Genomic DNA, 18,731 nt, shown 5'->3' with positions numbered 1-18,731 from the left:
CGGTTCCGGGACGTACACGCCCGCGCCAGGGGCGGCCCCCCTCCCCCGCATGATCGCGGCGCAGGCGCTCCTCGAAACGAAGATGCTCCTGCGCAACGGCGAACAGCTCCTGCTGACGGTGGTCATCCCCACCCTCCTGCTGGTCCTCTTCAGCTCGGTGGACATCGTCGACACCGGTAAGGGCAAGTCCGTCGACTTCCTGACCCCCGGCATCCTCGCCCTCGCCGTCATGTCCACGGCGTTCACGGGCCAGGCCATCGCGACGGGCTTCGAACGCCGCTACGGCGTCCTGAAGCGCCTCGCGTCCTCCCCGCTCCCCCGCTGGGGCCTGATGACCGCGAAGACGGCGTCGGTCCTGGTCACGGAGATCCTCCAGATCATCCTGCTGACGGCGATCGCGTTCGCGCTGGGCTGGTCCCCGCACGGCAACCCCGTGGCCGTCCTGCTCCTGCTGGTCCTGGGCACGGCCGCGTTCTCGGGCCTGGGCCTGCTGATGGCGGGCACGCTGAAGGCGGAGGCCACGCTGGCCGCGGCCAACCTGGTGTTCCTGCTGCTGCTGGTGGGGGGTGGGGTGATCGTGCCGATGGACAAGTATCCGGCGGGAGTGCAGGACGTGCTGGGCCTGCTGCCGATCTCCGCGCTGTCGGACGGGTTGCGGGACGTGTTGCAGCACGGGGGCGGGATGCCGTGGGGGGACCTGGGGATTCTGGGGGTCTGGGCGGTTGTGGGGCTGGGGGCGGCGGGGAGGTTCTTCCGCTGGGAGTGACGTTCGTGCGGAGCGGGAAGAGTCGCTCCGTGTTCAAGACCGCGGAATCCCAGACTGCGCGCGCCCTGCAACCGCTGCTGCATGACGTGGTGATCTGCGTCGCGGCTCCGGCGTTCGCCGTGTCACCCCGGGACGGGCAGTTGCGCGGTCTGCGCGCCGACGGGTTCTACGGCCACGACCGCAGGCTGCTGCACACCGTGTGCCTGCTGGTCGACGGACGTGAACCCGAGCCGATCGGAGTGCAGCCGCTCGGCCCCGACGAGGTGCGGTTCACCGCGGTCCACCGCTATCCCGGGGGCGGGACGGACGATCCCACCGTGATCGTCGAACGTGTACGCACCGCCGGCGCGGGAGAGACCGTCCTGCTGCGCAACGTCGGCACGGTCACCCGCCGATTACACGTCGAACTGGCCCTGGCGACCGACCTCGCGGACATCGCCGTGGTGAAACGCGGCGATTCGGGAACCTCCGCGCCTTGCACGACCGCATCCGACGCCGCCGGTCTTGACTGGCAGACGCCCACCGGCCGGACCGAAGTGCGTGTGGTGGACAAGGACACCTCGGCACCGGAGATCGCCGAAGGCCCCGAGGGCGGCACCTTCGTCTGGCCCAGGATCGTGTTACGGCCCGGTGAGAGTCGGCAGATCCGGCTGACCGTCGAGGGCGGAGCGGTTCCTGCCCCGCCCGGCCACCCCGACGCTCCCCGCTCCGCGGCACCCTGGGCCGAACCTGTCGTAGAGGGCGATCGCCGCCTGGTCGAGCTGGTGCGCCAGGGCCTGGGCGACCTGCGGGCGCTGCGCCTGGCGGACCCCGAACGTACGGCCCCGGATGGTCCCGAGGACCAGTTCATCGCGGCGGGCTGCCCCTGGTACCTGACGTTGTTCGGCCGCGACTCGATCTGGTCGGCGCGGATGATGCTGCCGCTGGGCACGGACCTGGCCCGCGGCACGCTGTGGGCGCTGGCCCGCCGCCAGGGCACGGTGGACAACGAGACCCGCGAGGAGGCCCCGGGACGGATCCTGCACGAACTGCGCCCGGCCGACGCCGAACACGGCCACGGCCTGCGCGTGCCGTCGCGCTACTACGGTTCGGTGGACGCGACTCCGCTCTTCGTGACCCTTTTGGTGGAGGCCTGGCACTGGGGGCTGCCGGACGCCGAGGTGGACGCGCTGCTGCCGTACGCGGAGCGGGCGATGGCGTGGGTCGTGAAGACGAGCGCCGGGGACGAGGACGGCTTCCTGCGTTACTACTCACGCACCGGCGGGCTGCGCCACCAGTCCTGGAAGGACAGCGAGGACGCGGTCCGGGACGCGGCGGGCCGCCGTATAGAGCCCCCGTTGGCCCTGTGCGAGGTGCAGGGGTACGCCTACCAGGCGGCGAGCGGGCTGGCCGAGCTGCTGTCGGCCCGTGGCAGCCACGAGCAGGCCGAGCGGTTGCACGCGTGGGCGCAGTCACTGCGAAAGCGCTTCGCCGACGCGTTCTGGCTGCCGTCGCCGGACGGTCCGGCACCCCGCTACGTGGCCATCGCCGTCGGCCGCGACCTCACCCAGATCAGCGGCCCCGCGTCCAACATGGGCCAGTTGCTGTCCACCGGCATCCTCGACCCGGCCGGCTCCCGTGACGTCGCGGCCTGGCTCGCCTCCGGGGAACTGAACTCCGGCTGGGGCCTGCGCAGTCGCTCCTCGAAGCTCCCGGGCTTCAACCCGATGAGCTACCACGGCGGCTCGGTGTGGACCCACGACACGGCGATAGCGATCCAGGGGTTGTGCGCGACAGGCTGCCACGAGGAGGCATATCTCCTTGCAGACGGCCTCCTGGACGCGGCAACCCGCTTCGGATACCGGATGCCGGAACTGTACGGCGGCGACGACCGTACCCCGGGATCACCCGCTCCCCTCGCCTACCCCGCGGCCTGCCGCCCGCAGGGCTGGTCCGCTGCGTCCGGAGTGGCGCTGCTGGGCGCACTCCTCGGGCTGCGCCCGGACGTCCCGAGCCGCACGCTGTGGATCGGCCCCATGCCGTCGAAGCGGTTAGGACCGCTGAGGGCCGACGGGGTGCGGCTGGCCGGACACAAGCTCACGATCAGTGCGGAGCGCTCGGGCGCGGTCGAGGTGACCGGGCTGCCCGGCGACTGGCGCTACGCCGTCCAACCAGCCGCCAGGTGAGGAATCCGCGCGGCCACCTGCCGTAGTGGGGACGCCGGCGAGCGCGACTTCGTAGGCCTCGACCAGCGGCGGCAGACAACGGCCTTCGAGATCGAACTCCTCTTGTACCCGCTTCCGCGCCTCGTTGCCGACGGACCGAGCCAATTCGGGGGAGCGGAGCAGTTCGGTGATGCGCCGGGCGAGGTCGTTGACACACCGGGCGGGGTCGTTGATGTCATAGGGATCCACGAGGAAGCCGGACACCCCGTTCGCACCGATTCCCTCCGCGAGACCGCCCACCTTGGTGGCGATCACCGGACGCGCCGCGCACATCGCCTCCAGGGCCGCGAGTCCCATGGGTTCCGCGAACGTGGACGGGCAGATCACGACCCGCGCCCCGCGGTACATATCAGACATTCCATCCACGCCGGCTCGTTCGAAGCGCACCCGATCGAGAATTTCAAGAGTCTTTGCGAGCGTGCGCACGGTAGCCCGAAATCCGACTTTCTCACCGTGGAAATCGACCGAGTCAGGCGTATCCATGAGAACCAGGTACGGCCGAACCGGAAGATCCTCCCCAATAACCTTGGCCAAGGCTTTCACAGCCAGTTCGGCACCCTTGTCGGGAATGAGCCGGGCCGGCAGAAGAATAGCGACCGCCTCACCCTCCTTCGGGTCGGAAAGCTCGGGTACCCGCAGATAGGACTCCGCGTCGATCCCCAGGTACATGGGTTTCGCACAGTCCACGCCCAGCACCTTCGAACAGGCGTCGCTGAGGTACTCCGAGACCGTGAAGTGCGCGTCGAACCGGCCGCACGCCTCGGCCAGGGCGACGTTCTCAGGCTTCTCCCAGATGCTGTGATACGTGTGCAGCAGCACGAGCCCCAGCGCATCACGCAGGTCGAGCAGGGCCTCGGCGGGCGCCGCGGAGAAATGGTGCAGATTATGACCGTGCACCAACCGGACGCCCCGTACGGTCAGTTCGGCCCGGAACCAGTCCCGCAGGGACTCCCTTTCCTCTTGACCCCCGGTGGCCCGGGACAGGTCGAGAGCGGGATGGTGCAGCACCTCGACCCCGTCCGCCGGGGGCGTCCTGGCCCCCGGTGTCCCCGTGAACACCGTCACCCGGTGGCCGAGTCCGGCCAGCAGCCGGGAGCAGTTCCACAGATAGGACTCGACCCCACCGACCGTGGGCGGGAACGCCCAGTGGACAAAGGCGATGTTCAGCCTTCTCGGGGTCTGGAAACCGCTCGCCTGCCCCATTGCCGCCTCCGGCGCACTGGCCACCGTGCTCGGGCCAGACCCGGTAAACGGTAGAACAACTTCCGCGAGCGGGAATCGTATCCATACGACGTGCGGCTTGTCTCTTCAACGAACCAGGTTTTCGTTGATTGTAAGCGCGAGCACCGGGGAAAACTGAAGATTAGATGACATTCGCCCGCAAACGCGAGAGGGATGCTCGTGGTGTGTAGCGGAGCGATTTCGGGGGGTCACATGCGTTCGTGGGTGATCAATTTATCCGCTGGTACGGGGGCCGGAGCGGCTGCCTTCCTCACCGTGGCCGCCAAAGCCGCCGACTCGGGCAAGGCACTGCTGTGGTGGCTGGCCGCAGGAGCCGCGGTCGTCGTGGGTCTGACCGGTGCCGTCGCCGCGCAGGTGGCGCGAAAGCCTGCCGAGATCCCCCGTACGAAATCGCCCAGCCCCTTGCAGGGCCCACCGAACAACCTCCCCATGCTCAGCATGTACTTCACCGGCCGTGCGGCGCAGAGCGAACGGATCGTGAGCGTACTGCGCCGCCCGGACGTCGAACGCCGCGAGAAGAACGAGAGGTCTCTCCCGCGCGTCTGTGTCCTGTACGGAGCGACCGGCGCCGGCAAGTCGCAGCTGGCCGTGGCCTACGCCCTCCAGCACCTCCACCGGCACACCCTCACATGGTGGCTCCACGCCTCCCGGCCCGACGCACTGCGCACCGAACTGCTGGAGCTCGCCGAGTACGTGGGCATCCCCGAGCAGGAGAGCAAGAACGTCGTCCTCATGAACCTGTGGTCCCGGCTGCGCGACCAGCCGGGATGGCTCCTCGTCTACGACGGATGGCCGGCGTACGACGATTCCCTGCGCGCCCTGCTGCCGTCCGAGGGCGACGGCGAGGTGCTGATCACTACCCAGCAGCACCACGGGGGGACCGGCCTGCGCGCCGACCCGATCGAACTGCGGGCGTTCCCCGAGCACGAGGGCATCGAGTTCCTGCGCCGCCGCTTCGGTATCGCACGCGACCACGTCACCGACGCGGACCATCGGGCCATGACCTCGCTGGGCCGCCAGCTCGGCTGGCTGCCGCTGGCCCTCGAACAGGCCGCTGCCTACATCGTGCAGGCCGAGATCACCGTGGCCGAGTACCTGCGCGACCTGCCCGGCGGGGCCTCCGTCGAGGACACCTTCCGGCTGTCCATCATCAGGGTCTCGGAGGCCTCGCCCGCCGCCGTGGACCTGTTGCAGCTGTTCGCGTTCATGGCGTCGGAGGACGTACAGAAGACGACGCTGACCCAGCACCGATCGGTGCTCCCGGGCCGGCTGTGCGCCATCATGACCGACCCGGTCACCTTCAACCGCGAGGTGATGCTGCTGGTGGACCACTCCCTGGTGACCCGCAGCGGCGACTGGCGCGACGGATCAGCCGCGTACGGCATGCATCCACGGGTCCAGATACTGATCCACGACGAGCTGAACGAGGCGGCGCGTCTGGAATGGTCCCAGGCGGCGGTGCGGCTCATGGAGGCCTGCTTCCCCCCGACACCGGACCTGCTGGCGTCGTGGCCGGTGTGCGAGCGCCTGATGCCGCACGTCGAGGCCGTCATCGACAAGCTGGCCTGGGGGGACGACGCGGACGGCGGATACGGCGCCTCGCAGGACCCGGAGGCGTTGGCCCGGCTGCTGCACCGCGTCGGCATGTACCAGGAACACCGCTGCGACTGGGTACGAGCGCTGGACTTCTTCGAGCAGGAGGCCGAACTCCGCGAGATAGGGGACGACGACGAACTCGCCCGCGCCACCGCCCGCTACGCGATGGCCCGCCAGCACTATCTGCTGGCCGCACTGGACGAGGCCGAACAGGAGTGCCGACTGGCCCTCGACCTGTGCGCGGACCACGAAGGAGAGGCGTTCCTTCGGCTACGGGCGCAGTGCCAGCGGCAGTTGGGCGGCATCATGCGCGAGCGCAACCGCTTCCCGGAGGCACTGGAGGCCGTGCAGACCGCCGTGAAGATCTACGAGGGGCAGACCTGGCGGGAGGAGAGTCTCGACTGGGCCGTCGCCGAACAGGAGATCGGCCTGATCCACCGCAACGCGGGCCAACTCGCCCAGGCCGCCGTCCACTACGAACGCGCCGAGGAACGGATACCCAGCCGGGGCAGTCAGGAGCCGCCGGAGTACACGGTCTTCCGTGCCATGCTCCAGCGTGACCTCGGCATCGTCGCCCAGGACCGCGGGCAGCTGGAGCTCGCCGAGGAGAGGCTGAACTCGGCCCTGGAGACCTGCAAGGTCCACCGGGGAGGGGAGGACTTCGAGACGGCGCAGGTCGCCAAGTTCCTGGCGGACGTGCTGCGGCGGCGAGGCGAACAGCACCGGGAGGATGCCCGCCGTACCGTGCAGCCGCTGCGCCGCCTCGACCTGGCGCGCCAGGCCCGTGCGGCACTGGAGCGGGCCGACGCGCTCCTCGGTCCGGTGGTGGAACTGCACAGCAAGCGCAGCGAGGCCGAGGAGCACAAGTACGCGTCCTGCCTCAACAAACTGGGTTCGCTGCGGCTCGCTCAGGGCCGGACGGCCGAGGCGAAGCGGATTCTGGAGCAGGCCGAGAAGATCTACCGGCGTGCCTACGGCAATCAGCACTACTACCGTGCCAAGTCGCTCACCCGGCTCGGACCCGTGCTGCGGGCCGAGGGCAACGGTCCAGGTGCGGAACGCGTACTTCGGGAGGCGGCTGAGATCTTCCGGACCGCGCTCGGCGGCGACCACCCCGTGCTGACAGCGGTGTACGAGCACCTGGCCGACTGCGTCGCGGACCGCGGCGACCACCGGGAGGCCGAGCAGCTCAGGGTCGAGGCCGAGCGCATCCGTCAGTCGCTGTGACCAGTGCTTTCACCCGATCCGCCGTCCGAAGCCCGGCCCACGTGAATTCGTGCACAAGCACCCCCCTACGATGGACCCCGTGCCAAACGTGACCCGCGCCGACATCGTCTCCGCCGCGCGCAACCCCCTCGCCTTCATCGCCGCGCGCTGGACCCCGGATCCCCGGACGGTTCGGCGGGCGGCTCTCGCCGCGCTCGTGATGTCGGTGGTCATCGTGGTCACCGGCGGTGCCGTGCGGCTGACGGGGTCGGGGCTCGGCTGCCCGACCTGGCCCAAGTGCACGGACGACTCGCTGACCACGACCAGCGCGATGGGCTTCCACGGTGCCATCGAGTTCGGCAACCGGATGCTGACGTACGTGCTGTGCGCGGCCGTCGGCTGGGCGATCATCGCCGCGCGCTCGGAGAAGCCGTACCGCCGGAGCCTCACCCGGCTGGGGTGGGCGCAGTTCTGGATCGTGATGAGCAACGCGATCCTCGGCGGGATCGTGGTGCTGGTCGGCCTCAACCCGTACACGGTCGCGGCCCACTTCCTGCTCTCCTCGGCGCTGATCGCGGTCGCCACGCTGATGTGGCAGCGCAGCCGGGAGGGCGACGGGGAGGCCGAGCCGCTGGTCGGGAAGGCCGTGCAGCAGCTGGTGTGGTTCCTGGTCACCGCCTCCGTGCTGCTGATCGCGGTCGGCACGGTGGTGACCGGCGCGGGCCCGCACGCGGGCGACTCCAAGGAGGTCGACCGGATCCCGATCGACTGGGAGACGGTCGCCAAGCTGCACGCGGTGCTCGCCTGGATCGTGGTCACGCTGACGTTCGCCCTGTGGTTCGTCCTCAAGGCGGTCGACGCCCCCAGGGGCCCCCTGGACCGCACCCGCGAGCTGTTCCTGATCCTGCTGTCCCAAGGCGTCATCGGTTACGTCCAGTACTTCACGAACCTCCCCGAGGCCCTGGTCGCCCTCCACATGCTCGGCTCCTGCCTGGTGTGGATCGGGGTGCTGCGGGTGCTGCTGTCGCTGCGCGAGCGGCCGGCGGTCGTGGCGGACCTGCCGGGGCCGTCGGTGGAACAGACGCTGCCCACGCGCGCGTGAGTCATCCGTAGCGGGTAACCAACTCGTCAATCGCCGGGCCCAGATAGGCCCGCGTCAGCTTGGCCCTGCGGTCGAGCCAATCGCCCTCTACGGAGTCGACGGCGGACGGTACCGGATCGTCGTAACGCCGCCGTACGACGTCCTCGACGACCTCTGCCGGGGCGCCCAGGCCGGGCAGTAGGTCGAGCGCCTCGCGCTTGGTGATGAGGCGGCCCTCCCGCCGGGTGACGGTCGCCCGGGCGAAGGTGGTCAGGCCCAGGTCGACCCAGATGTCCTGGTGCCAGAGGTGCGCCTTGTCGACGGCCGGCCGCCAGTACTCCCGCTGGTCGCGGACCACGAACTCGCCCAGTTCCAGGTCCGTCACCGCGGGCAGCAGTTCCTTCGGTGATCCGCCCTGCAACACCCGCCCGAAGTCGTGCAGTTCACGCCGGGTCACGGGCGTGACCGGCCGACGGGTGACGTGGTCGTGGGCCCAGGTGAGGTGCCGTTGGTTCGGGGCGTCCTGGGTGCCGGGGGCGAGGTAACTGCAGTGCAGGCGGGTGGCGAGGGGGTCGGTGCGCAAGCCCCGGTGCAGGGCGACGAGTTGGCGGGCGGTGCTCGGCTTGAGGGGATGGTCCAGGATGGCTATCAGGTCCAGGTCGCTGCGCCCCTCCTGGTAGTCGCCCCCGGCGAGCGAACCGTGGGCCCACACGGCGACGGGCTTCAGGGGGGCCAGTTCGTTCAGGAAGCGGTCGAGCAACACGTCGGTCGGCATTGGCCCAGTCTGTACAGCTCACTCCAGCCCGTACACCCGTTTCGCGTTGCCGACCGCGATCAGTCCCGCGACCCGCTGCGCATCGGCGAGTGACCAGGCCCCTTCGGCAACCCAGCCACCGAGCACCCGTCCGAGCGCCTCGCGGAACAACCGCGCGCCCACGACGTGCAGTTCGGGCAGCCCGTGGGCCCCGCTGGAGAACAGGATCTTCCCGAAGGGGGCAAGCTCCAGGATCTCAGCGAGCACGGTCGCGGCGCGGGCGCCGGTGCGGACGAGGGCGGCGCCGGAGTCGGCGTAGACGTGCGGGAAGACGCCCGCGAGATGGGCCGCGTGCCGGTGGTACGGGTAGCTGTGCAGCAGCACGAGGTCGGTGCCGAGCCCGGCCGTCGCGCGCACGAAGTCGGTGAGCAGGACGGGGTCGGTGCGGTCGATGCGGAGGCCCGGTTCGCCGAGTCCTGCGTGGAGTTGGAGGGGCAGCCCGGACGCTACGGCGATCCACAGCAGGTGTCGTAGGAGTACGGGATCGGTGAGCGGGCCGCCGACCCTGCGGCCTGCCAGCCAGCGGCCCGCTGCGCCCCGAACCTCGCCCGGGTCGGGGGGTTCGGGCGCGAGCGCGAGACCGTGCCGTACGCCCGCCACGGAGGTGAAGGCCACCGCGCCGGCCGCGGCGCCGTGCACCGACTCGGCGAGGTTGGCGAGGAAGGACTCGACGGTGCCGGAGGTGTCGGCGACCTGTTCCGCGAGGAGTTCGAGGCGGACGATCTCCCGCGCGTCCGCCTGGCCGGCCGTCGCCATCTCGGCGGGGCCTGTGAGGTCGCCGGGCAGGCCCGTGTCGATCAGATACGTCGTGATGCCACTGCCGCGCAGCAGCCTGCGGCCCGCTTCCAGTACGCCCAGTTCACGGCGCCGGGCGAGATAGCGGGCGGGCGGACAGTGCGGCTCAAGGCCCAGCAGGGGCGGGCACCATCGCCGTACGGCGAATCCGGTCTGGGTGTCGAAGAGGGTGGTGCCGGGGGCGGGCGGGCCCTCTGTGCGGGCGAGTTGGGCCTCGAAGGTGCCGAGGCCCAGCTCCGTTCTCAGTACGCCGTGGCAGTACTGGTCCACGAGGGACGGCGTTTCGATCATCCGGGCTCCCCGTGGCGGTGACTGCGTGCCTTGTACGGGGCCTAACGGGTGAAACGGGGGTGAGGTGTTGCTCGTACGCACCCCGTGTGAGGGGGTGCCCAGTCGTCAACCGTTGCTCGGGCCGCCCACCTGGATGCCCGCCATGCGGCTCCACTCGTACCGCCCCGTCGTCACCTTCGCCGCGAACTCGCCGTCGAAGTCCTCGTGGACGGTGATGCCGGACTTCTCGACGGCCTGCTGGGCGATCTCGTAGGTCGTGGCCACCAGGTCGCCCCAGCCGCCGTCCTCGCCGACGAGGACGATGCGGGCGCCGCGTTCCCCGATGTACGCGACCTGGCCCTCGGCCCCGCCGTGCGCCTTGGAGAAGGTGCCGATCTGCTTGGCGAGGCGGGCCACCTGGCGCTCGGCCTTCGCGTCAACCTGCTGCGTGTCTGCCATGGCCAGGATGCTACCGACGGGTAGGTCGAACGGCGACGGGCGGGGGGAGTGACTCCCGCCTCAGGGCTACCGCAGGAAGGGGTCCACCGCGATCGCCACGAAGAGGATCGACACGTAGGTGATCGACCAGTGGAAGAGGCGCATCTCCTTGAGCTTGCCGCCGGTCACCTCGGCCTTGGCGCGGTTCTGGAGGCCGTGTGCCTCCCAGAGCCAGAAGCCGCCGACCAGCAGTGCGACCACGGTGTAGAACCAGCCGGTGTAGCCGAGGGGCGTGAGGAGGAGGGAGACCGCGACCATGACCCAGCTGTAGATCACGATCTGCCGGGCGACCACCTTGTTGGAGGCGACCACCGGGAGCATCGGCACGCCCACGCGCGCGTAGTCGTCCTTGACCTTCATGGAGAGCGGCCAATAGTGCGGCGGCGTCCAGAAGAACATGACGAGGAAAAGAATGATCGGGGCCCAGGACATGGAGTCCTTGACCGCGGACCAGCCGATGAGGACCGGGAGGCAGCCGGCGATTCCGCCCCACACGATGTTCTGCGAGGTACGTCGTTTGAGGATCATCGTGTAGACGACGACGTAGAAGAGGAGCGCTCCGAGCGCGAGCCACGCGGACAGCCAGTTGACGGTCAGGCCGAAGAGGAGTGTCGAGACGACGGCGAGGGTGACGCCGAAGGCGAGGCACTCGCGGGGGCTGACCATCCCGGTGACGAGGGGGCGCTGCGAGGTGCGGTCCATGAGCGCGTCGATGTCGCGGTCGATGTACATGTTGAGCGCGTTCGCGCCGCCGGCGGAGAGATAGCCGCCGAGGCAGGTGAGGAGGACCAGCTTGAGGTCGGGCACACCCTGCTGGGCCAGGAACATCACCGGAACGGTGGTGATCAGCAACAGCTCGATGATCCGCGGCTTGGTCAGCGCCACGAACGCCATGACCCGGGCCCCGATCGGCCGCCGGCTCGGGCTCTGACTCGCCCCGACAATCCCCGCTGGACGGGATTCAACGGCCGTCACGCACACCCCTGACAGAGACATCCCAGCGAGCCTCCGGGTGTGAACTCCCGGTAAAGGCTCGCGCGTACCACGCCACTGTAGACGTTGCCCAGACCCGGACATTCGCGGGGGTGGGGTCGTGTTGGACGGCACCCCCGGAAGAGCTGATCAGCACTCTGTTGAGCACTCGAACGAGCACCTCCGTATTCAGTTGCCGAATACGAAACGGGCCAGTCGGGAGGCGGATCCCCGAGAGTCCCGGCAGTCTGGAATGACTCGAAAAAATGCACGTTCTCACGGGGGTAGGCTCGACAACGGCCGGTGGGCGCCAAGTGCACCGGCATCCGACATGCGTGACATGTGGAGAGGAGCCCTGACTCAGGGTGAGCACCAAGCCGACCACCACAGACCTCGAGTGGACCGAGTTGGACCAGCGGGCCGTGGACACCGCCCGCGTCCTGGCCGCCGATGCCGTACAGAAGGTCGGTAACGGCCATCCCGGTACGGCCATGAGCCTCGCGCCCGCCGCCTACACCCTCTTCCAGAAGGTGATGCGGCACGACCCCGCCGACGCCGACTGGGTGGGGCGCGACCGGTTCGTGCTGTCCGCCGGCCACTCGTCCCTGACCCTCTACACACAGCTCTACCTGGCCGGTTTCGGCCTGGAGCTGGCCGACCTGGAAGCGTTCCGCACCTGGGGCTCGAAGACTCCGGGTCACCCCGAGTACGGCCACACCACCGGAGTGGAGACCACCACCGGCCCGCTGGGCCAGGGTGTCGCCAACGCGGTGGGCATGGCCATGGCCGCCCGCTACGAGCGCGGTCTGTTCGACCCGGACGCCCCGCAGGGCGAGTCCCCCTTCGACCACTACATCTTCGCGATCGCCGGTGACGGCTGTCTCCAGGAGGGCATCTCCGGGGAGGCGTCCTCGCTCGCCGGCCACCAGGAGCTCGGCAACCTCATCCTCCTGTGGGACGACAACCACATCTCCATCGAGGGCGACACCGAGACCGCGGTCTCCGAGGACACCGTCAAGCGCTACGAGGCCTACGGCTGGCACGTCCAGCGCGTCGCCCCGAAGCCGGACGGCGACCTGGACCCGCACGCCATCTACAACGCCATCGAGGCCGCGAAGAAGGTGACGAACAAGCCGTCGTTCATCGCGATGCGCTCGATCATCGCCTGGCCCGCGCCGAACGCGCAGAACACCGAGGCCGCGCACGGCTCGGCGCTCGGCGCCGAAGAGGTCGCGGCCACCAAGCGCGTTCTCGGCTTCGACCCGGAGAAGTCCTTCGACGTCTCCGACGACGTCCTCAAGCACACCCGTCAGGCGCTGGAGCGGGGCCGCGAGGCGAAGGCCGCGTGGGAGCCCTCGTACCAGGAGTGGCGGGCCAACAACCCGGAGCGCGCCGCCGAGTACGACCGCATCGCCGCGGGCGAGCTGCCGGCCGGCTGGGAGGACAAGCTCCCGGTCTTCGAGGCGGGCAAGGGTGTCGCCACCCGCGCCGCGTCCGGCAAGGTCCTCCAGGCGCTCGGCGCGGTCATCCCGGAGCTGTGGGGCGGCTCGGCCGACCTCGCGGGCTCCAACAACACGACGATCGACAAGACCTCGTCGTTCCTCCCGGCGGACAACCCGCTGCCCGAGGCGAACCCGTACGGCCGCACGATCCACTTCGGCATCCGCGAGCACTCCATGGCCGCGGAGATGAACGGCATCACGCTGCACGGCAACACCCGTGTCTACGGCGGTACGTTCCTCGTCTTCTCCGACTACATGCGCAACGCGGTCCGTCTCTCCGCGCTGATGCACGTACCGGTGACGTACGTGTGGACGCACGACTCCATCGGTCTCGGCGAGGACGGCCCGACCCACCAGCCGGTCGAGCACCTGGCCTCGCTGCGCGCCATCCCGGGCCTGAACGTGATCCGCCCGGCCGACGCCAACGAGACCGCGATCGCCTGGCGCGAGGTCCTGCGCCGCTACACCAAGGTCTACGGCAAGGGCGCCCCGCACGGCTTCGCGCTGACGCGTCAGGGTGTGCCGACGTACGAGGCCAACGAGGGCACCGCCAAGGGCGGTTACGTCCTGTTCGAGGCGTCCACGGGTACGCCCGAGGTGATCCTCATCGGCACCGGTTCCGAGGTGCACCTGGCCGTCGAGGCGCGCGAGCAGCTGGAGGCCTCCGGGGTTCCGACGCGGGTCGTGTCCATGCCCTGTGTGGAGTGGTTCGACGCGCAGGACAAGGAGTACCGGGACAGCGTGCTGCCGCCGTCGGTCAAGGCGCGGGTCGCGGTCGAGGCCGGCATCGGTCTGACCTGGTACCGGTTCGTCGGAGACGCCGGCCGCATCGTTTCCCTGGAGCACTTCGGGGCTTCCGCCGACGGCAAGGTGCTCTTCCAGGAGTTCGGCTTCACTGCCGAGAACGTGGCCGCCAAGGCCCGGGAATCCCTCGCCGCCGCCCAGAGCTGACGCTGACAAACGACACGTAGGAGATGCATTTTCCATGACAGACGCACTCAAGCGCCTCTCCGAGGAAGGCGTCGCGATCTGGCTGGACGACCTGTCGCGCAAGCGGATCACGTCCGGCAACCTCGCCGAACTGATCGACCAGCAGCACGTCGTGGGCGTCACCACCAACCCGTCGATCTTCCAGAAGGCCATCTCGTCGGGCGACGGTTACGAGCAGCAGCTCACCGACCTCGCCGCCCGCAAGGTCACCGTCGAAGAAGCGCTCCGCATGATCACGACGGCGGACGTCCGTGACGCCGCCGACATCCTGCGCCCGGTCTACGACGCGAGCGGCGGCCAGGACGGTCGCGTGTCGATCGAGGTCGACCCGCGCCTCGCCCACAACACGGCGGCGACCGTCGCCGAGGCCAAGCAGCTGGCCTGGCTGGTGGACCGTCCCAACACCCTGATCAAGATCCCGGCGACCAGGGCGGGCCTCCCGGCGATCACCGAGACCATCGGTCTCGGCATCAGCGTCAACGTCACGCTGATCTTCTCGCTGGAGCGCTACCGCGAGGTCATGGACGCGTTCATCACCGGCCTGGAGAAGGCCAAGGAGCGCGGCCTGGACCTCTCCAAGATCCACTCGGTGGCGTCCTTCTTCGTGTCCCGCGTGGACACCGAGATCGACAAGCGGATCGACGCGCTCGGCACCGACGCGGCGAAGGCGGCCCGCGGCAAGGCCGGTCTCGCCAACGCGCGGCTCGCCTACCAGGCGTACGAGGAGGTCTTCTCCTCCGACCGCTGGCTGGCCCTGGACAAGGCGCAGGCCAACAAGCAGCGTCCGCTGTGGGCCTCGACCGGTGTCAAGGACAAGGCGTACAAGGACACCCTGTACGTGGACGACCTGGTGGCGCCGAACACGGTGAACACCATGCCGGAGGCCACTCTCGAGGCCACCGAGGACCACGGCCAGATCACCGGCAACACCATCGCCGGCACGTACGAGCAGTCGCGCGCCGAGCTCGACGCCGTAGAGGCGCTCGGGATCTCTTACGACGAGGTCGTGCAGCTGCTGGAGGACGAGGGCGTCGAGAAGTTCGAGGCGGCCTGGACCGACCTGCTCAAGTCGACCGAGGCGGAGCTTTCGCGCCTCGCCCCCTCGGAGGGCTGAAACCTTGTCGAGCAGCAACCCGCTGCGTGACCCCGCCGACCGACGGCTCCCGCGAATCGCGGGGCCGTCGGGCCTGGTCATCTTCGGCGTCACAGGCGATTTGTCACGCAAAAAGCTGATGCCCGCCGTGTACGACCTCGCCAACCGTGGTCTGCTGCCGCCGGGTTTCTCGCTCGTCGGCTTCGCCCGGCGCGAGTGGGCCCACGAGGACTTCGCGCAGGAGGTCCACGACGCGGTCAAGGAGCACTCCCGCACGCCGTTCCGTGAGGAGGTCTGGCAGCAGCTCGTCCAGGGGATGCGCTTCGTCCAGGGCACCTTCGACGACGACGACGCGTTCGAGCGGCTCCGCGACACGATCGACGAGCTGGACAAGGCACAGGGCACGGGCGGCAACTTCGCCTTCTACCTGTCGGTGCCGCCGCGCTCCTTCCCGGTCGTCATCCAGCAGCTGAAGAAGCACGGTCTCGCCGACCAGGACAAGGGTTCCTGGCGCCGCGCGGTCATCGAGAAGCCCTTCGGCCACGACCTCAAGTCGGCCGAGGACCTCAACAGGGTCGTGCACGAGGTCTTCGCCGCCGACCAGGTCTTCCGCATCGACCACTACCTCGGCAAGGAGACCGTCCAGAACATCCTGGCGCTCCGCTTCGCCAACACGATGTTCGAGCCGATCTGGAACCGGTCCTTCGTGGACCACGTGCAGATCACCATGGCCGAGGACATCGGCATCGGCGGCCGGGCCGGCTACTACGACGGCATCGGCGCCGCCCGTGACGTCATCCAGAACCACCTGCTCCAGCTGATGGCGCTGACCGCGATGGAGGAGCCCTCCTCCTTCTCCGCCGACGCGCTGGCCGCCGAGAAGGAGAAGGTGCTCGGCGCGGTACGGCTGCCGAAGGACCTGGGCAAGAACACCGTCCGCGGGCAGTACGCCGAGGGCTGGCAGGGCGGCGAGAAGGCCGTCGGCTACCTCCAGGAAGACGGCATCGACCCGCAGTCGAAGACCGACACCTACGCAGCCATCAAGGTCGAGGTCGACAACCGCCGCTGGGCGGGCGTCCCCTTCTACCTGCGCACCGGCAAGCGCCTGGGCCGCCGCGTCACCGAGATCGCGGTCGTCTTCCAGCGCGCCCCGCACTCCCCCTTCGACCAGACGGCGACGGAGGAGCTGGGCCAGAACGCGATCGTCTTCCGCGTCCAGCCCGACGAGGGCGTCACGGTCCGCTTCGGCTCCAAGGTCCCCGGCACCTCGATGGAGATCCGGGACGTCTCCATGGACTTCGCCTACGGCGAGTCGTTCACGGAGTCGAGCCCCGAGGCGTACGAGCGGCTCATCCTCGACGTCCTCCTGGGCGACTCGAACCTCTTCCCGCGCACCGAGGAGGTCGAGCTGTCCTGGAAGATCCTCGACCCGATCGAGCGCTACTGGGACAAGCACGGCAAGCCCGCGCAGTACCAGTCCGGCACCTGGGGTCCGGTCGAGGCCGACGAAATGCTCGCACGAGAGGGACGGAGCTGGCGCCGGCCATGAAGATAGACCTCACCGACACCACCGCCAGCAAGATCAACAAGGGGCTGGTGAAGGCCCGCCGCGCCATCGGCACCCCGGCCGTCGGCATGGTGCTCACCCTCGTCGTCGTCACGGACGAGGAGAACGCCTACGACGCCCTGAAGGCCGCGAACGACGCGTCGCGCGAGCACCCCTCGCGCACGCTCGTCGTCATCAAGCGCGTTTCGCGCTCCCCCCGGGACCGCACCCAGTCCCGCCTCGACGCCGAGGTACGGGTGGGCACGGACGCGGGCAGCGGCGAGACGGTCGTCCTGCGGCTGTACGGCGAGGTCTCCGACCACGCCCAGTCCGTGGTGCTGCCGCTGCTGCTGCCGGACGCGCCGGTGGTCGTCTGGTGGTCGGTGGACGCGCCGCGCGACCCGGCGAACGACCCGCTGGGCGCCCTGAGCCAGCGCCGGGTCACCGACAGCTACGCGGCGGAGAAGCCCGTCGAGGAGCTGCGGTCCCGCGCCGAGAGCTACGAACCGGGCGACACCGACCTGGCCTGGGCCCGGATCACCCCGTGGCGTTCGATGCTGGCCGCCGCGCTCGACCAGGTCTCCTCGGAGATCGTCTCCGTCGAGGTGGCGGGCGAGGAGTCCAACCCGAGCGTCGAACTGCTCGCGATGTGGCTCGCCGACCGCCTCCACGTGCACGTCCGGCGGGCGATCTCGGCCGGTCCCGGTCTGACCCAGGTGCGCCTGGAGACGACCGGCGGTCCCATCACGCTGCACCGGTCGGACGGGGCGATGGCCACCCTGGCCCTGCCCGGCCAGCCGGACCGCGCGGTGGCGCTCAAGCGCCGCGAGACGTCCGAACTCCTCGCCGAGGAGCTGCGCCGGCTCGACCCGGACGACACTTACGCCTCCGCGCTGCGCTTCGGCGTGGACCGGCTGGGCGGCATCCAGTCGGCGGCGGAGCGGGCCGAGGCGGCGGCCGACCAGCCCGTGCCGGCGCTGCCGGTCCGCGCGGTACCGGAGGCGACGCCCGCGTCGGTTCCGGCAGCGACTGCCAAGTCGGCTCCGGCACCGGCTTCCGCTTCGGCGGGCGAAGGTGACGCCGACCGGCCGACCCCCGCGAAGATGCCCCCGGTCAAGAAGCAAGAAGGCTGATCCGCAGTGAGCACTCCCCAACTCGTCGTCCACCGCGACAAGGAACTGATGGCCCAGGCCGCCGCGGCCCGGCTGATCACGAAGATCGTGGACGCGCAGGCCTCGCGCGGCTACGCCTCGATCGTGCTCACCGGCGGCCGCAACGGCAACGGTCTGCTGGCGGCCCTCGCGGGACAGCCCGCCCGGGACGCCATCGACTGGGGCCGGCTCGACCTGTGGTGGGGCGACGAGCGGTTCCTGCCCGAGGGCGACCCGGAGCGCAATGTCACCCAGGCCCGTGAGGCGCTGCTCGACGCGGTGCTGCTGGACCCGAAGCGCGTGCACGCCATGCCTGCGTCGGACGGTCCCTACGGCGCCGACGTGGACGCCGCGGCGGCCGGTTACGCCGAGGAACTCGCCCGGTCCGCCGGTCCCGAGAACCACGGCTCCGTCCCGACCTTCGACGTCCTGATGCTGGGCGTCGGCCCGGACACCCATGTGGCGTCGCTCTTCCCGGAGTTGCCCGCCGTACGGGAGACCGAGCGCACGGTGGTGGGCGTGCACGGCGCGCCCAAGCCGCCGCCGACCCGGGTCACCCTGACCCTGCCGGCGATCCGCTCCGCCCGTGAGGTGTGGCTGCTCGCGGCGGGCGCGGACAAGGCGGAGGCCGCGGCGATCGCGCTGTCCGGCGCGGGCGAGATCCAGGCACCGGCCGCCGGCGCCCAGGGCCGCTCCCGCACCCTGTGGCTGCTGGACGCGGCGGCGGCCTCGCAGCTGCCGCGGGCGCTGTATCCGCCGGCTTCTCCGTAACACCTGCGTGCCGCTGAAGAGGCCCGGCCGGGGGGGGGGGAAGGGGGGGTGCGGGGGTCAAAAGCCCCCCCGCGCCCCCGGGATGTGGGGCACGGGCCTCCGGGCGCCGGCCCGCCCCCGCCCCCGGGGGGTGTGTCCCAGCCGGCCGGTGCAGCCCCGGGTCGCGATACCCTCCCAACACGGCGACTCACAGGTCACGATCGAGACCCATAACAAAAATAGGTTCACACGCGC

The 18,731-nt window shown here is 70.0% G+C and carries 13 protein-coding genes and 1 pseudogene; 9 read left to right on the top strand and 5 right to left on the bottom strand.

All coding sequences use genetic code 11. The annotated features are described in order from the left end of the window. Positions 1-49: 49 nt before the first annotated feature. Both ACFXC1_RS13945 and ACFXC1_RS13940 read left to right on the top strand, forming a co-directional pair. Complete coding sequence (locus tag ACFXC1_RS13945) at positions 50-766, top strand: ABC transporter permease (RefSeq protein ID WP_381242704.1); 717 nt, start codon at positions 50-52, stop codon at positions 764-766. A 29-nt stretch (positions 767-795) separates the two neighbouring features. Then, positions 796-2,931: a glycogen debranching N-terminal domain-containing protein gene (locus ACFXC1_RS13940; protein WP_381242393.1), complete on the top strand. Its 2,136-nt coding sequence runs from the start codon at positions 796-798 to the stop codon at positions 2,929-2,931. A 108-nt stretch (positions 2,932-3,039) separates the two neighbouring features. Here the strand turns inward: ACFXC1_RS13940 and ACFXC1_RS13935 are convergent. After that, a pseudogene (locus tag ACFXC1_RS13935) lies at positions 3,040-4,173 on the bottom strand (glycosyltransferase family 4 protein); the annotation flags it as partial. A gap of 294 nt (positions 4,174-4,467) precedes the next feature. On the opposite strand from ACFXC1_RS13935, the gene ACFXC1_RS13930 reads away from it, so the two are divergent. Both ACFXC1_RS13930 and ACFXC1_RS13925 read left to right on the top strand, forming a co-directional pair. After that, entirely contained in the window at positions 4,468-7,035 is a 2,568-nt protein-coding gene (locus ACFXC1_RS13930; RefSeq protein ID WP_381242391.1) for a tetratricopeptide repeat protein, read from the top strand. Between the two features lie 70 nt (positions 7,036-7,105). Continuing rightward, the gene (locus ACFXC1_RS13925; RefSeq protein ID WP_381242389.1) at positions 7,106-8,116 is read left to right on the top strand and encodes a COX15/CtaA family protein; all 1,011 of its coding nucleotides are present in this window, start codon (positions 7,106-7,108) and stop codon (positions 8,114-8,116) included. Between the two features lies 1 nt (position 8,117). Here ACFXC1_RS13925 and ACFXC1_RS13920 read toward each other — a convergent pair whose 3' ends face one another. The 4 genes from ACFXC1_RS13920 to ACFXC1_RS13905 all read right to left on the bottom strand — a co-directional run bounded on the left by ACFXC1_RS13920 (position 8,118) and on the right by ACFXC1_RS13905 (position 11,453). After that, positions 8,118-8,870 carry a nucleotidyltransferase domain-containing protein gene (locus ACFXC1_RS13920; RefSeq protein WP_381242387.1) on the bottom strand — a complete coding sequence of 251 codons (753 nt, stop codon included), beginning with the start codon at positions 8,868-8,870 and terminating at the stop codon, positions 8,118-8,120. An 18-nt stretch (positions 8,871-8,888) separates the two neighbouring features. Beyond that, on the bottom strand, positions 8,889-9,995 hold the full coding sequence (locus ACFXC1_RS13915) for an amidohydrolase family protein (protein ID WP_381242385.1): 1,107 nt from the start codon (positions 9,993-9,995) through the stop codon (positions 8,889-8,891). 105 nt (positions 9,996-10,100) lie between these two features. Next, the gene (locus ACFXC1_RS13910) at positions 10,101-10,433 is read right to left on the bottom strand and encodes a hypothetical protein (RefSeq protein ID WP_381242383.1); all 333 of its coding nucleotides are present in this window, start codon (positions 10,431-10,433) and stop codon (positions 10,101-10,103) included. 66 nt (positions 10,434-10,499) lie between these two features. Continuing rightward, a complete protein-coding gene (locus tag ACFXC1_RS13905) occupies positions 10,500-11,453 on the bottom strand; it encodes a heme o synthase (RefSeq protein ID WP_381242702.1) in 954 nt (317 codons plus the stop codon). Between the two features lie 356 nt (positions 11,454-11,809). Here ACFXC1_RS13905 and tkt point away from each other — a divergent pair, with 356 nt between their 5' ends. Genes tkt through pgl form a run of 5 tightly spaced genes read left to right on the top strand, consistent with a single transcriptional unit; the run spans position 11,810 to position 18,497 of the window. Next, on the top strand, positions 11,810-13,897 hold the full coding sequence (gene tkt / locus ACFXC1_RS13900; protein ID WP_381242381.1) for a transketolase: 2,088 nt from the start codon (positions 11,810-11,812) through the stop codon (positions 13,895-13,897). Between the two features lie 34 nt (positions 13,898-13,931). Continuing rightward, a complete protein-coding gene (tal, locus tag ACFXC1_RS13895; RefSeq protein ID WP_381242379.1) occupies positions 13,932-15,050 on the top strand; it encodes a transaldolase in 1,119 nt (372 codons plus the stop codon). A gap of 4 nt (positions 15,051-15,054) precedes the next feature. Further along, positions 15,055-16,578, top strand: coding sequence for a glucose-6-phosphate dehydrogenase (gene zwf / locus ACFXC1_RS13890; RefSeq protein ID WP_381242377.1), 1,524 nt, complete (start codon positions 15,055-15,057; stop codon positions 16,576-16,578). Then, positions 16,575-17,708 (top strand): glucose-6-phosphate dehydrogenase assembly protein OpcA, encoded by a 1,134-nt coding sequence (opcA, locus tag ACFXC1_RS13885; protein ID WP_381242375.1) that lies wholly within the window; start codon positions 16,575-16,577, stop codon positions 17,706-17,708. The genes zwf and opcA overlap by 4 nt, the downstream gene beginning before the upstream one ends. 6 nt (positions 17,709-17,714) lie before the next feature. After that, on the top strand, positions 17,715-18,497 hold the full coding sequence (pgl, locus tag ACFXC1_RS13880; RefSeq protein ID WP_381242373.1) for a 6-phosphogluconolactonase: 783 nt from the start codon (positions 17,715-17,717) through the stop codon (positions 18,495-18,497). Positions 18,498-18,731 lie beyond the last annotated feature (234 nt).

Source organism: Streptomyces hokutonensis (assembly GCF_042751305.1).
Taxonomy (GTDB): Bacteria; Actinomycetota; Actinomycetes; order Streptomycetales; family Streptomycetaceae; genus Streptomyces; species Streptomyces hokutonensis_A.
Note: the sequence above shows the minus strand (reverse complement) of the source record. Positions and strands in the feature narration are given on the sequence as shown.